We start from the raw sequence: 13705 nt of genomic DNA on the forward strand, positions 1-13705 counted from the left end.
GCCCACAAATGTCATGGATAAAGCGATTTCGCGTTAATTAATCGCGGTCCTTGTATCAAATACAGTAGAGGGCCATGGAAAAGCCCCGTTCCCATCCGCCTGCCGCGCTGCGCGCCGTGCTGTTCGACGCCTACGGCACGCTGTTCGACGTCTACAGCGTGGGCTTGCTGGCCGAGCAGCTGTTTCCTGGGAAAGGCGAAGCGCTGGGCCTACTGTGGCGTGACAAACAGATTGAATACACACGCCTGGTGACCACCAGCAACGGCGGCGCGCACTACCAGCCGTTCTGGGAGCTCACGCGCGCCGGCCTGCGTTATGCCTGCAAGCGCCTGGGCCTGGACCTCGGGCCGGGCCAGGAAGACCAGCTCATGAACCAGTACCGCCACCTGTCGGCCTTTCCGGAGAACCGGGAGGTCCTGCAGGCGCTGAAGGCGCGCGGCGTGGTCACCGGCATCCTGTCCAACGGCGACCCGTCCATGCTGGGCGTGGCCGTGCGCTCCGCCGGGCTCGAGGGCCTGCTGGACCACGTGATCAGCGTGGACGGCATCCGCAAATACAAGACCGCCCCCGAGGCCTATGCGCTGGGGCTGGAGGCCACCGGGCTGGAGGCCAGGCAGATCGCCTTTGTGAGCTGCAACGGCTGGGATGCGCTGGCGGCCACCTGGTACGGCTACCGCACGCTGTGGGTCAACCGCTACCAGCTGCCGTTCGAAGAACTGGGCACGCAGCCCGTGTACACCGGCAGCAGCCTGCGCGACGTGCTGGCGCTGCCTTTCCATTGACACCCGTTTTACGTTTTATTCTCGGCTTATTGAAAAAAGGGACAACACCATGAGCACCGACACCGCCAGCAACACCGCGCGCACCGCCAGTTACCGCCTCCAGGTGGCGACGGAGCTTTACCGCTTCATCGAGGACCACGTGCTGCCCGGCACCGGCGTGGCCAGCAGCGCGTTCTGGAAAGGCTTCGACGGCATCGTGGCCGACCTGGCGCCGAAAAACATCGCCCTGCTGGCCGAGCGCGACCGCCTGCAGGCTGAACTCGACGCCTGGCACAAGGCCAACCCCGGCCCCATCGCCGACATGGCGGCCTATCGCGGCTTCCTGGAAAAAATCGGCTACCTGGTTCCGCAGCCCAAAAAAGTCGGCATCACGACGGCCAAGGTGGACGACGAGCTGGCCGTGCAGGCCGGCCCCCAGCTTGTGGTGCCCATCCTGAACGCGCGCTACGCGCTCAACGCCGCCAACGCGCGCTGGGGCAGCCTCTACGACGCGCTCTACGGCACCGATGTGATCGCCGAAACCGACGGCGCCGAAAAGGGCAAGGGCTACAACCCGGTGCGCGGCGCCAAGGTGATTGAATACGCGCGTTACGTGCTGGACCGCACCGCGCCACTGAAAAAAGGCTCCCACATCGACTCGACCGGCTACACGGTCAGGGGGGGCGAGCTGGTCGTCGCGCTCAAGAACGGCAAGAAGGGCAAGAAGGGCGAGAAGACCACCACGCTCAAGGACGGCAGCCAGTTCATGGGTTACCAGGGCAAGGCCTCGGAGCCCTCGTCGGTGCTGCTGCAGCACAACGGCCTGCACCTGGACATCCGCATGGACCGCGACACGCCCATAGGCCGGACGGACGCGGCCGGCGTGAGCGACCTGGTTGTCGAGGCCGCGCTGTCGACGATTCTGGACCTGGAAGATTCGGTCGCCGTGGTCGATGCCCAGGACAAGGTGCTGGCCTACCGCAACTGGCTGGGCATGTTGCAGGGCACGCTGACCGAAAGCGTGACCAAGGACGGCAAGACCTTCACCCGCGGCCTGAACCCGGACCGCGAATACACCTCGCCCAAGGGCCAGCCCGTCACCTTGCACGGCCGCTCGCTGATGTTCGTGCGCAATGTCGGGCACCTGATGACCAACCCGGCGGTGCTGTACACGGGCGCGGACGGCGCCACCCGCGAAATCCCCGAAGGTATCCTGGACGCCGTGGTCACCACCACGATCGCCATCCACGACCTCAAGCGCAAGGGCAAGCCCGGCATCAAGAATTCGCGCAAGGGCTCGGTCTACATCGTCAAGCCCAAGATGCACGGCCCGGCCGAGGTCGCGTTTGCCGCCGAACTCTTCAGCCGCGTTGAAAAAATGCTGGGCCTGCCGGCCAGCACCGTCAAGCTCGGCATCATGGACGAAGAGCGCCGCACCAGCGTCAACCTCAAGGCCTGCATCGCCGCCGCTTCCAGCCGTGTGGCCTTCATCAACACCGGCTTCCTGGACCGCACCGGCGACGAGATGCATACCGCCATGCATGCCGGCCCCATGATCCGCAAGGGCGACATGAAGACCAGCGCCTGGATCGCGGCCTATGAGAAAAACAATGTGCTGGTGGGCCTGGCCTGCGGCCTGCGCGGCAAGGCGCAGATCGGCAAGGGCATGTGGGCCATGCCCGACCTCATGAAAGCCATGATGGAACAGAAGATCGCGCACCCCAAAGCCGGCGCCAACACCGCCTGGGTGCCCAGCCCCACGGGTGCCACGCTGCACGCCTTGCACTACCACCAGGTCAAGGTCGGCAAGGTGCAACGAGAGCTGGAGAGGGTGGACGCCAACAAGGAGCGCGACGCCCTGCTCAACGGCTTGCTGCAAATCCCCGTGACACGCACGCCGGCCTGGAGCGCCGAAGCCCGGCAGCAGGAGCTGGACAACAACGCCCAGGGCATCCTCGGCTACGTGGTGCGCTGGATAGACCAGGGCGTGGGCTGCTCCAAGGTGCCCGACATCCACAACGTGGGCCTGATGGAAGACCGCGCCACGCTGCGCATTTCAAGCCAGCACATGGCCAACTGGCTGCTGCACGGTGTGGTGACCCAGGCGCAGGTGACGGAAACCTTTGAACGCATGGCCGCCGTGGTCGACAAACAAAACGCCGGCGACCCGCTGTACAAGCCCATGGCCGGGCACTTTGAGACTTCGGCGGCCTACAAGGCGGCCTGCGACCTGGTCTTCAAGGGCCTGGAGCAGCCCAGCGGCTACACCGAGCCCTTGCTGCATGCCTGGCGGCTCAAGGTGAAGGCCGGTACCGCTTAAAGCGCGTTAAAGCTCGCCGGCATCCACCAGTTGCCGCTGCCGGATCACGACACGCAGGCTGGGATGGCCCGGCCTGCCCGAGCGGAACAGCATCACGTCGGCGTCCGCGCTGCCCAGGACGCCGGCGACCTGTTCGGCGCTCATGCCCAGCAGGGCGGTGTTCTCCAGCACGGTGTGGGACCAGGCGCTGGCGCATAGCCAGAGCGCGCCGGCCGCCAGCCAGGGAAGCCGGAAACCGGCGAAAACAGGCCTAAATGACGCCAGAACAGGCTCCATGGAGGTTCAGGGCCGCCGCGGCGCTGAAAGTGTTGCGCCGAACCGACCTTTACAAAGAAGCGCCGATCTTACAAAAAACCCTCCTTCAACCGTGCGTTCGGAGGATTTAAGCGGCAGCTTGCGCCGAGTTGCCCCAAGAGCGCGGCACAAATCGTATGTGTACAGGAGAAACCAAATGAAACACTTTGCAAGCATCTCAAAGGAAACACGGTTGGCCTTTACCCTAGACATCTCTCTGGCCCCCGGCACGTATGGTTGCAAGCTGGCTGGCTGAGCGCTCTCACCTTTTATTTCCGGAAATCCTGGCTCCAGATGGCTTCGCAACCTGACGTTCTTCAATCCTGTCTCCAGTCGGCGGCCACAGCGGCGCGGTCTGCTTTGGAAAAATGCGTGGAAGACGCCGTGGCGGGCCTGCAGGTGGCCGAAACCCAAAGCGGGAAGGTGGCCGAACGCGACGAACTGGCCACAGCCTGGCGCGAGCTGCTCAAAAACAAAGCCGCCTGGAGCGTGCAATACCCCGCCGACCTGCTGGTCCATTTCAAGGCCAATGTGGCCGCCGCGGCCCAGGCGGCGCGAGCGCCCGAAGCTTCCAGCGAGCAATTGGCCGCTTCGGCCGCGGCCTCGTCCAGCGCCTTCGCCGCCCTGAGCCATGCGAGCTTCTCGCTGGTCGACGACCAGGACGTCTCCAAGGCGATCGAATCCTCCCGGCTGCTCCAGCAGGTGCTGCCGGCCGTGGACCACATACTGGCCGAACTCAACAAGCTGATCAGCACGGTGCAGGGCCTGCCCAACGTGAGGCCCGAACTCAACCCGCTGCGCCCCGAAGTCTTTGCGCAAACCCTGCGCGAAATGGCGGTGGCAAGCAGGGCCGAGCCGGCGGTGGTTTCGCTGTGGCTCAAGTACATGGCCGACCCGCTGGGCCGTGAGCTCAAGCGGCTTTATGAGCGGCTGGTCAACCAGCTCGAACTCGCCAACGTCCAGGGCGCCAGCTATCGCGTGCTGCCCACGCCAGCCAACGTGGGCCGCGGTCGAGGTCGCGGCGGAAACGGTTCCAGCCCGGCGGGCCCCGGCCCCGGCGGCGCTGCCGAAGGTGACGCAAGCGGTGGTGGCGGCGAAGGCGGTTTTGGCGAGGGCGGCGGCCAGCCGGTGCCGCAATACGCCGACCTGTCCAACTATGAAATCCGGGACGAGCTGTTCCAGGACTTTTTATTCAACGGCGGCAGCAATGCCCACCACGGCCTGGCGCCTTCTTATTACGAGACCGTCGAGGAGGAGCTCGCCGCCCTCCACGCCACGCCCGACTCCGGTTCCGCGCCGCTGGCCGAGTCACGCCCCGGCTACATGTCCGACTATGAGGGCATGCCAGCCGTTGATCGTCCGCAGCGCCTGGTCGACGAGCGCAGCCAGCTCAGCCCGCAGGTCTGGGGCTCGTATGCCAAACCCCGGGAGCGCGCCATCGTGCGCACCCAGCTCAAGAAGGAAGCCCGCCAGGTCGGCCAGGTGCTGGGCCTGGAGGTGGTGCGCAAGCTGGTCAACCAGGTGGCGCAGGACCCGCGCCTGCTGGTGCCGGTGCGCGAGGCCATCGTGGCGCTGGAGCCTTCGCTGCTGCGCCTGGCCATGGTGGACCCGCGCTTTTTCAGCGATGAAGGCCATGCCGGGCGCCGCGTCATGGAGCGGGTGGCGCAGCGCAGCTTCAAGTACAACGACGAATTCAGCCCCGAGTTCCTGGCCTTCTTCGAGCCGGTCACCCGCGCCTTCAACGAGCTGAACAGCCTGACGATTGAAGACGCCCAGCCCTTCGGCATGGCGCTTGCCACGCTGGAATACGGCTGGGACGAACAGGATCAGCTCGAGGCGGAAAACCGCAACAACGTGCTGCAGGCCCTGCGTTTCGCCGAAGAGCGCCAGACGCAGGCCGACCAGATCGCCTTTGAGCTCAGCACCCGCTCCGACCTGGACAAGGTGCCCGGCCTGGTGCTCGATTTCCTCTTCGGCCCCTGGGCGCTGGCCATGGCCCACGCCAAGCTCGTCGACACGCGCAACCAGATAGACCCCATGGGCTTCGGCTCGGTGGTGCCCGACCTGCTCTGGAGCGTCAAGCGGGAAGTGACCCTCAAGCGACCGGCCAAGCTGATCGAGATGATCCCCAGCCTGCTGGCCAAGCTGCACGAGGGGCTGGAATTGCTGGGGCAGGATCCGCGCGAGAGCGAGCCCTTTTTTGAAGGCCTGATGAAGCTGCACCGGCCGGTGCTCAAGCTGCGCCGCCTCAAAAGCCAGCGCGACGCCGAAGAGTCGGGCGCCGTGCCGCTGGAGCCCGAGGAACTGCCCGCCACGCCCGAGCAGCGCCTGGCCAAAGCGGCCGCCCACCCCTGGCTGGCGCGCGACGAACTCGACGCCGCCGGCTTTGAAGACACGCTGCCGACGGCGCCGGGCGAGCTCATGCCGCTGGAAGAAGAGCACGAACAATCCCTTGCCGCGCGGCCCGTCGCCGAGGAGGAGGTCGACTCTTCCCACGCCGAGCTGATCGCCGAGCAGGAAGCTTCGCCCAACGCCGTGCCGGCCCTGGCCCAGGGCGAAGCCGAGCGCCTGTTGATGAGCTTGCGGGCCGGCCACTGGGTCGATTTGTACTCGCGCCGCCGCTGGTTGCGCGCCCAGCTGATCTGGGCCAGCACCAAGGGCACGCTGTTCATGTTCGTGAGCCACGGCGGCCAGCCGCACTCCATGACCAAACGCAGCTGCGAACGGCTGCTGCGGGAGCGCCTGCTCAGGCCGGTGGACAGCCAGGGCGTGGTGGCGCAGGCACTGGACGCGGTCGCCTCGGAAGTCGTTTCGCCGGCCACCCAGGCCGAGCCGGAAACCGCGTAACACCCCGGGCTTCTTGTAGGCAGCGTGCGGTGCGCCGCACGCGGTGCTGTCCGACATCCCCGCTCGCCACCGGCGCGCACATTGGTGAATTCGCTTTCACCTTCAAGGGGCTTCCATGATTGAAAAAAACGCTTCCGTTCACTGGGAGGGCGCCGGCAAAAAAGGCCAGGGCCGCATCAGCACCGACACCGGCGCGCTCAAGAGTTATCCCTACGGCTTTGGCAGCCGGTTCGAAGATGACCGCAGCGGCACCAACCCGGAAGAGTTGCTGGGTGCGGCCCATGCGGCCTGTTTCACCATGGCGTTTTCCTTTGCCTGCGACAAGGCCGGTTTTGCCACCGCCTTGGTGGACACCCGCGCCAAGGTCCGCCTGGTGCCCCAGGGCGACGGCTTTCTGATCGACCGCATCGCGTTGACGCTGGAGGCCGCCGTCCCGGGGATTGACGAGGCGAAATTCCAGGAAATCGCCGAGGGCGCCAAGAAAGCCTGCCCGCTGTCCAAGGCCCTGGCCAGCGTGCCGGAGATCACCCTGGCGGCCACCTTGCGCAAGTAGCCGCGCCTGCGGCAGGCCCTGTGGCGCGGCGCTCAGGCCTGCCAGACCCCGTAGCCCGCTTCGCGCAGGCCTATGCCCAGTTCGACTTCCATCTCGCGCGCTGCGTCATAGGGCATGGGGTTGTACATCTCGTAAAGCCGGGGCAGCAGGCGAACACCGAAATCGCGCGCGAAGCGGTTGGACTGTATGCCGGCCTTGTGCTTGTCAAAGCGCACGTCCGGGTCCAGCCCGGTCATGCCCACATAGACAAAAGGTTTGCCCAGCTGATAGTCCGGGTTGGCGCGGCGAAAGCGCGGCACGTCCCAGACCTCGGGCGCGAGTTCGATCACATAGACGCTGTAGTGATGGCTTTTGGGGCGGCGCGGCATGGCGCCACCACTGTAGCGCACGCGCTGTGCCGACTCCGCATTTAGCCCGCCGGTTGCGGCGCTTCTTGTGTCTGCTCCTGCTCCTGCACCGCCTGGCTTGCCTCCTCCTCGCGCCAGCTGCCCGAGGTCACCAGCAGGTGAATGAATTGCAGCTTGCCCACCGCGTCCAGGGGCAACACAAAAGGATAAAAGTCGGGCTGGCCCATGCTGCGCGACATCTCGTTGAGCATGGTGGTCAGCCGGGTCCAGTGGTTGATGAAGGTCAGGAACTGCGCCGCATCCGGGTGCTCCGGCTGGTACAGCGCGTCCAGCGTGAAGGGCGTGAACTCGAGGTCGAAGCGGTCCACGCTCAGGCCGAAGCTCAGCGCGGTATCGATGGCATCGCGCATGTGCATGTAGTGCGCCCAGCATTCGGCCCAGTCTTCCCAGGGATGGGTGCTGGCATAGGCGCTCACGAAATGCAGCGGCCAGTCGGAGGGCGGGCCTTCGTCGTAGTTGCGCTGCAGGGCGGCCGCGTAGTCCAGCGTCTCATCGCCGAAGAGCTGGTGAAAGCCCTCCAGCCAGGGCGTGCCGGCCACCAGACGGTCCCAGTAATAGTGGCCCACCTCATGGCGCAGGTGGCCCAGCAGGGTGCGGTAGGGCTCGCGCATGGCCTTGCGCACCGCCTCGCGCTTGGCGTCGTCGGCTTCGTCGATGTTGAGCGTGATCAGGCCGGTGTTGTGCCCGGTCATGATGTGCGGGCCGTTGACCGGTGAACGCAGGAAATCGAACATCAGGCCGCGTGCAGGGTCTTCGCTCATGCGCGACGCCACCGGCAGCCCCAACAGGATCAACGAGGACACCAGCCGCCGCTTGGCCAGCTCTATGCGCCCCCAGAGGTAGCCGTTGTCGGGCTGTTCCGGGTTCATCAGGTCGGGAATCGTGCGGTTCAGCCGGCAGGCCCGGCACATGTCCGCGGGGTCGTGCCAGGCCACGAGCCAGTTGCAGGAGGCGGGGGTGGCAAGGTTGAGGCAGCGCTTGTAGGTCGGCACACCGTCGTCATCGCCGGCCTCGCTACCAGCTTCGGCGAACGGCATTGGCGTGGCATCAGGCGCGGATTCCTGGCCGGGAATCTCGTCCAGCGCGGGTGGCTGCGTGTCGTCGGGCGGCGGCACGGCCGGCGCGGCGCCCGCCTGCCACTCGCGCCAGCTGCCTTTGCGCGGTCCCGGCATCAGGGGCAACAGCAGGCCGCGCTCGCAGTCATAGCCCAGCGGCGTGTCGCAGGCCAGGCATTTGCTGTTGCGAAAGAACACCGGTTGCCCGCACTGGCAGCGGTAGTTGCGGCCTGCCAGCAAGGGCAGGGGTGGCTCGGTGGAGGTGGAGGGGTTGGTGAAGAACAAGTGCTTGCCCGGATAAAGCCTGCGGGGGACGGGTGCGGCGCGCCCGCAGGATGGCAGTGTCCCATGTTTTGCCGCGCGGGCCTGCGGCGGCACTACCCGTCGGCCTGTCAGCGCAGGCCGACAAAACCGCCCGCGGCGCTTGCTTTTATCATCGGGTATTCACACGCCCCGCGGCAATCCCGCCGCGGGCACTTCATTCCAGAGGAAACCATGCCCACTTACCACGTCGAAATGATGGAAGGCCGCACCATTGAGCAAAAGAAAAAGCTCGTTGAGGCCATCACCCGCGTCAGCGTTGAAATCCTGGGCGGCCAGCCCGAGTCGGTGGACATCCTGATCACCGACGTCAAGCGCGAGAACTGGGCCACCGGCGGCAAGCTCTGGTCCGAGCCCAGGGACTAAAGGCCGGGCCCGGCGCATGTCCGCTTCCCTCGCCGGCCTGCAGGCGCGCCACGGCCCGCGTTACCGCTGGCTGCTCCTGCTGTCGGTCATGATAGGCACAATGGCCTCCATCATGTCGTCGACCATCGTCAACGTGGCGATTCCCGACATGAGCCAGCACTTCACGCTGGGGCAGGAGCGCGCGCAATGGGTCAGCTCGGGCTTTATGGTGGCCATGACGGTCTCCATGCTGACCACGCCCTGGCTGCTGGCGCGCTATGGCTATCGCCGCACCTATGCGGGCACCATGCTGCTGCTCATGGTCGGCGGCATCGTCGGCGGCTTGTCCAACCATTTCAGCCTGGTGCTGGGCGCGCGCGTGGCCGAGGGCTTGGCGGCCGGCGTGGTGCAGCCGATTCCCGCCATCATCATCATGCGCGCCTTCGGGCCGCATGAGCAGGGCCGCGCCAGCGGCCTCTTCGGCATGGGCGTGGTGCTGGCGCCGGCCGTGGGGCCCAGCATAGGCGGCGTGCTGGTGGATCTGTTCGGCTGGCGCTCGATTTTTTTCATGGTGATCCCGCTGTGCCTCGTCTCCCTGTGGATGGCCTACCGCTATGTGCCCGACACCGCGCCCGGCGGCGTGGCGGCCAACCGCAACACCGCCATGATCGACTGGCGCGGCCTGTTGCTGGGCGCGGTGGGCACGCTGTGCCTGCTCAACGGCATGGTCGAACTGCATGGCGCAGGCGGCGGCGCTCAGGCTTTTGTTTTGCTCGGCGGCGCGGCCGCCGCGCTCGCGGCTTTTGTCTGGTGGCAGCGCCGCCTGGCCGCCAACGGCGGCGCACCGCTGATGAACCTGGCGCTTTTCGGCTACCGGCCTTTCGCCATGGGCAGCATCGTCGCCTTTATTTACGGCACGGCCCTGTTCGGCTCGACCTACCTGCTGCCGGTTTATTTGCAGCTGGGCCTGAAGCTCTCGGCCTCGCATGTGGGCACCATACTGCTGCCGGCCGGGCTGGTGCTGGCCGCCACGATTGCCGGCGTGGGCCGCCTGGCCGACAAGCACCCGACCTGGCTGCTGGTCAGCACAGGCCTGGCGCTGCTGGCTGCCTCGTTTGCGCTGATGCTCACGGTGAGCCTGGCCTCCGGCCTGTGGATGCTGGTGGCCTGGGCCACGCTGGGCCGCATAGGCCTGGGTTTTATCCTGCCTTCGCTGAACCTCGGGTCGCTGCGGCCGCTGCACGAGCATCTGCTCTCGCAGGGGGCGAGCGCGATCAACTTTTTGCGCATGCTGGGCGGCGCCATCGGCGTGAGCCTGTGCGGCATCGTGCTCGAATGGCGGCTGGCCGCCCATGGCGACTCTTTGGCCAACAGCACCAGCAGCCCGGCCCGCCTGGCCGCCTTCAACGAGGCGTTTTTGATGCTGGCCGCGCTGTGCCTGCTGGCCATGGTGGCGGCCTGGCAGCTTCGCGTGCCGGCGGCCGGCATTCCCAATGACCCGCAGAAAGCAGGCTGACCATGTGCCAACTCCTGGGCATGAACTGCAACGCCCCCACCGACGTGACCTTCAGCTTTCGCGGCTTCGCCCAGCGCGGCGGCCACACCGACCACCATGCCGACGGCTGGGGCATCGCATTTTTTGAAGGCGATGACAGCGTGGCCGGCGCCGGCGACAAGGGCCTGCGCCACTTTGTCGACCACCAGCCGGCCAGCAGCTCGCCGGTGGCCGAGCTGATCAGCCGCTATCCCATCAAAAGCCGCAACGTGATCTCGCACATCCGCAAGGCCACGCAGGGCCGCGTGGCGCTGGAGAACTGCCACCCCTTTGTGCGCGAGCTCTGGGGCCGCTACTGGGTGTTCGCGCACAACGGCGACCTGAAGGATTTTTCGCCGCGCCTGCACGGCAGCTTCCGGCCCGTGGGTTCCACCGACAGCGAGCGCGCCTTTTGCTGGATCATGCAGGAGATGGCCAAATCGCACGCCGGTGTTCCCAGCGTGCGGGAGCTCAGCATCACGCTGCGCGAACTCGCGGCGCAGATCGCCGGCCACGGCACTTTCAACTTCCTGCTCAGCAACGGCCAGGCGCTGTGGGCGCATGCCTCCACGAACCTGTACTACGTCGAGCGCAAGCATCCCTTTGCCCATGCCACGTTGAGCGATGAGGATGTGAGTGTGAACTTCGCCGAGCACACCCGGCCCACCGACAAGGTGGCCGTGGTCGTCACGGCGCCGCTGACCACGAACGAGCAGTGGACGGCCTTCGCGCCGGGCGAGCTCAAGGTGTTTGAGGACGGCGCGCTGGCGGCCGCCTAGCTTTCTAGGGCGACCTGCCCGTTGCGCTGTACGGTCACCACAAAAATGCTGTCGAAATCGCTGCCCTTCCAGCGCGGCACGGTGTCGGGCCGGCCGCCCATGCCCGTCAGCATGACCGGCGCGCCGGCGGCGTCAAGCCTTCAGCGCCGCCTCCAGCGCATCGATGAACATGGCCGCCACGTCAAAGCCGGCCTGGTCGTGGATTTCCTGGAAGCAGGTCGGGCTGGTGACGTTGATCTCGGTCACGTAATCGCCGATCACGTCGACGCCGGCCAGTAGCAGGCCGCGCGCGGCCAGCACCGGGCCCAGCGCCTCGGCGATTTCAAAGTCGCGTTTGGACAGCGGCTGCGCCACGCCCAGGCCGCCGGCCGCCAGGTTGCCGCGCACCTCGCTGCCCTGCGGAATGCGCGCCAGGCTGAAGGGCACGGGCTTGCCGCCGATGACGAGAACGCGCTTGTCGCCCTTGGCGATCTCGGGCAGGAACTTCTGCACCATCACGCTTTGCGCGCCGTCGCGGTTCAGCGTCTCGGTGATGCTGCCCAGGTTCAGGCCGTCTTCCTTCACGCGGAAGATGCCCATGCCGCCCATGCCGTCCAGCGGCTTGAGGATGATGTCCTTGTGCTCGGCGTGAAAACGTTTGATGTCGGCCGCGCTGCGCGTCACCAGCGTCGGGCCGCTGAACTGCGCGAATTCGAGGATGGCGAGTTTTTCCGGGTGGTCGCGCAGTGCGCGCGGTTTGTTGAAGACCTTGGCGCCCTCGCGTTCGGCCTGCTCCAGCAGATGCGTGCTGTAGAAATACTCGCTGTCAAAGGGCGGGTCCTTGCGCATCACCACCGCGTCAAAACCGGCGACGGCTTCGCGCGCATCGGGGCGTGACGGGTCCGCCGTGAACCAGGTATCGGCGTCGCCCGTCAGCCTGATGTGGCGCACCTGGGCCGTGACCTTGGCGCCGGTCTGCCAGTTCATGTCGGCCGGCAGGCAGGCGCTGATGCGGTGGCCGCGCCTTTGCGCCTCGCGCATCATCGCGAAAGTGGTGTCCTTGTAGATCTTGAAGGACTCAAGCGGATCGGCGACAAAAAGGAGGTTCATGGTTTGGAAATGGTTCTGGCGTCCGGCGCCGGGGCGGACAGGGATTCACGGCCTTGCTGGCCGTATTGTTGTACAAACAGCGCCAGCGCGCCCGCGACCACCCCCCAAAAGGCCGAGCCCACACCGGCTATTACCACGCCCGACAAAGTGACGAGAAACGTGATAAGCGCCGCCTCGCGGTGCGACTCGTCCTTCACCGCCGCCGCCAGCCCGCTGCCTATGGAGCCCAGCAGCGCCAGCCCCGCGATGGCCACCACCAGCTCCTTGGGGAAAGCCGTGAGCAGGCCGGTGATGGCCGCGCCGAAAATGCCGATCACGATGTACATCGCGCCGCAGGAAACCGCCGCCGTGTAGCGCCTGGCCGGGTCTTCATGCGCTTCCCTGCCCATGCAGATGGCGGCCGTGATGGCGCCCAGGTTGAGCGCAAAGGCACCGAAGGGCGCCAGCACCAGCGTGGCCATGCCGCTGAGCGTGATGACTTTGGAGATCGGGATGCCGCCGTCCGCGCTGTCCGGCCCGTAGCCCGCCGCGTAAATGGCCGCCACGCCCGGCAGGTTTTGCGAGGCCATGGTCACCACAAACAGCGGAATCGCCAGGCTCACGATGGCCGCGAAGCTGAACTGCGGCATCACGAACACCGGCATGGCGAAAGAAAACGCCATTTCCGACCAGGCCAGTTGCCCGCGCGCGGCCACAAACACCACCGCGCCGACCAGCGTCAGCACCACGGCATAACGCGGCAACAGGCGTTTGCCCAGCAGATAGATGGCCAGCATCAGCAGCACCAGCGGCAGGGCCGTCTGCGCCGCCGAAAAAGCCTGGATGCCGAAACGCGCCAGCACGCCGGCCAGCAGCGCCGACGCAATCGCTACCGGAATGCGGTTCATGGCTTTTTCAAACCAGCCGGTGATACCGAACAGCGTGATCAGCGCGGCGCTGACCATAAAAGCCGCAACCGCCTCTCCCATCGAGAACCCGCCGGCCAGCCCGGCCGTGGCCAGCACGGCAGCGCCCGGCGTGGACCAGGCCACCATCACCGGCTTCTTGAGCCACAGCGAGGGAATCACCGAGCACAGCCCCATGCCCATGCCCAGCGCCCACATCCACGAGGCGATTTCAGCCGGCGTGGCATGGAAGGCCTGCGCGGCCTGGAACACGATGGCAACCGAACTGGTGAAGCCGACCAGCACGGCCACAAAGCCGGCGGTGAAGGCGGAGAGGTTGAGGTCTTTGAAAAACTGCATTTTTGGGATTTTGGCAGGGATCGGGTTGGGTGCCGGGTCTTGCGCCGGTCCTTGCGCGCTCTCCTGTTCTCTTTGCTGAGGGTGGTTGGCCGGGGGTTGCCCGGCAGCAAGTAACTTTCTTTTGCTTCGCCAAAAGAAAGTCACCAAAGAAAAGGC

The 13705-nt window shown here is 66.2% G+C and carries 12 protein-coding genes; 7 read left to right on the forward strand and 5 right to left on the reverse strand.

The window, feature by feature from the left end; translation table 11 throughout:
* Positions 1-74 precede the first annotated feature (74 nt).
* Both PMI15_RS18710 and PMI15_RS18715 read left to right on the forward strand, forming a co-directional pair.
* Entirely contained in the window at positions 75-782 is a 708-nt protein-coding gene (locus PMI15_RS18710) for a haloacid dehalogenase type II (RefSeq protein WP_007872758.1), read from the forward strand.
* A gap of 49 nt (positions 783-831) precedes the next feature.
* Positions 832-3081, forward strand: coding sequence for a malate synthase G (locus tag PMI15_RS18715; protein ID WP_007872760.1), 2250 nt, complete (start codon positions 832-834; stop codon positions 3079-3081).
* A 6-nt stretch (positions 3082-3087) separates the two neighbouring features.
* Here the strand turns inward: PMI15_RS18715 and PMI15_RS18720 are convergent, their stop codons facing one another.
* The gene (locus PMI15_RS18720) at positions 3088-3357 is read right to left on the reverse strand and encodes a hypothetical protein (RefSeq protein WP_007872762.1); all 270 of its coding nucleotides are present in this window, start codon (positions 3355-3357) and stop codon (positions 3088-3090) included.
* Between the two features lie 312 nt (positions 3358-3669).
* Here PMI15_RS18720 and PMI15_RS18725 point away from each other — a divergent pair, with 312 nt between their 5' ends.
* A complete protein-coding gene (locus PMI15_RS18725) occupies positions 3670-6222 on the forward strand; it encodes a DUF1631 family protein (protein ID WP_007872765.1) in 2553 nt (850 codons plus the stop codon).
* 115 nt (positions 6223-6337) lie between these two features.
* On the forward strand, positions 6338-6775 hold the full coding sequence (locus tag PMI15_RS18730; protein ID WP_007872772.1) for an OsmC family protein: 438 nt from the start codon (positions 6338-6340) through the stop codon (positions 6773-6775).
* Positions 6776-6807: 32 nt separating this feature from the next.
* Here PMI15_RS18730 and PMI15_RS18735 read toward each other — a convergent pair whose 3' ends face one another.
* Complete coding sequence (locus tag PMI15_RS18735) at positions 6808-7143, reverse strand: hypothetical protein (RefSeq protein ID WP_007872774.1); 336 nt, start codon at positions 7141-7143, stop codon at positions 6808-6810.
* A gap of 41 nt (positions 7144-7184) precedes the next feature.
* A complete protein-coding gene (locus PMI15_RS18740; protein ID WP_007872776.1) occupies positions 7185-8522 on the reverse strand; it encodes a putative zinc-binding metallopeptidase in 1338 nt (445 codons plus the stop codon).
* A gap of 210 nt (positions 8523-8732) precedes the next feature.
* On the opposite strand from PMI15_RS18740, the gene PMI15_RS18745 reads away from it, so the two are divergent.
* From PMI15_RS18745 to PMI15_RS18755, 3 genes are read left to right on the forward strand one after another with little or no spacing between them, the layout of a single operon-like run.
* Complete coding sequence (locus PMI15_RS18745) at positions 8733-8924, forward strand: 4-oxalocrotonate tautomerase (protein WP_007872778.1); 192 nt, start codon at positions 8733-8735, stop codon at positions 8922-8924.
* 16 nt (positions 8925-8940) lie between these two features.
* The gene (locus PMI15_RS18750; RefSeq protein ID WP_007872780.1) at positions 8941-10419 is read left to right on the forward strand and encodes an MFS transporter; all 1479 of its coding nucleotides are present in this window, start codon (positions 8941-8943) and stop codon (positions 10417-10419) included.
* Positions 10420-10421: 2 nt separating this feature from the next.
* Positions 10422-11216, forward strand: coding sequence for a class II glutamine amidotransferase (locus PMI15_RS18755; protein ID WP_007872781.1), 795 nt, complete (start codon positions 10422-10424; stop codon positions 11214-11216).
* A 132-nt stretch (positions 11217-11348) separates the two neighbouring features.
* Here the strand turns inward: PMI15_RS18755 and gshB are convergent, their stop codons facing one another.
* Both gshB and PMI15_RS18765 read right to left on the reverse strand, forming a co-directional pair.
* Positions 11349-12305, reverse strand: a complete 957-nt coding sequence (gene gshB / locus PMI15_RS18760; RefSeq protein WP_007872786.1) for a glutathione synthase — start codon at positions 12303-12305, stop codon at positions 11349-11351.
* Positions 12302-13549, reverse strand: coding sequence for a benzoate/H(+) symporter BenE family transporter (locus PMI15_RS18765; RefSeq protein WP_007872789.1), 1248 nt, complete (start codon positions 13547-13549; stop codon positions 12302-12304). Before PMI15_RS18765 ends, gshB begins: the two co-directional genes overlap by 4 nt.
* Positions 13550-13705 lie beyond the last annotated feature (156 nt).

Source organism: Polaromonas sp. CF318 (assembly GCF_000282655.1).
GTDB lineage: Bacteria > Pseudomonadota > Gammaproteobacteria > Burkholderiales > Burkholderiaceae_C > Polaromonas.

Excerpts from the sequence above, each read along its gene's own strand:
- gshB (WP_007872786.1), bottom strand. The coding sequence starts at position 12,305 with ATGAACCTCCTTTTTGTCGCCGATCCGCTTGAGTCCTTCAAGATCTAC.
- PMI15_RS18715 (WP_007872760.1), top strand. The coding sequence starts at position 832 with ATGAGCACCGACACCGCCAGCAACACCGCGCGCACCGCCAGTTACCGC.
- PMI15_RS18710 (WP_007872758.1), top strand. The coding sequence starts at position 75 with ATGGAAAAGCCCCGTTCCCATCCGCCTGCCGCGCTGCGCGCCGTGCTG.
- PMI15_RS18720 (WP_007872762.1), bottom strand. The coding sequence starts at position 3,357 with ATGGAGCCTGTTCTGGCGTCATTTAGGCCTGTTTTCGCCGGTTTCCGG.
- PMI15_RS18725 (WP_007872765.1), top strand. The coding sequence starts at position 3,670 with ATGGCTTCGCAACCTGACGTTCTTCAATCCTGTCTCCAGTCGGCGGCC.
- PMI15_RS18730 (WP_007872772.1), top strand. The coding sequence starts at position 6,338 with ATGATTGAAAAAAACGCTTCCGTTCACTGGGAGGGCGCCGGCAAAAAA.
- PMI15_RS18755 (WP_007872781.1), top strand. The coding sequence starts at position 10,422 with ATGTGCCAACTCCTGGGCATGAACTGCAACGCCCCCACCGACGTGACC.
- PMI15_RS18745 (WP_007872778.1), top strand. The coding sequence starts at position 8,733 with ATGCCCACTTACCACGTCGAAATGATGGAAGGCCGCACCATTGAGCAA.
- PMI15_RS18765 (WP_007872789.1), bottom strand. The coding sequence starts at position 13,549 with ATGCAGTTTTTCAAAGACCTCAACCTCTCCGCCTTCACCGCCGGCTTT.
- PMI15_RS18735 (WP_007872774.1), bottom strand. The coding sequence starts at position 7,143 with ATGCCGCGCCGCCCCAAAAGCCATCACTACAGCGTCTATGTGATCGAA.
- PMI15_RS18750 (WP_007872780.1), top strand. The coding sequence starts at position 8,941 with ATGTCCGCTTCCCTCGCCGGCCTGCAGGCGCGCCACGGCCCGCGTTAC.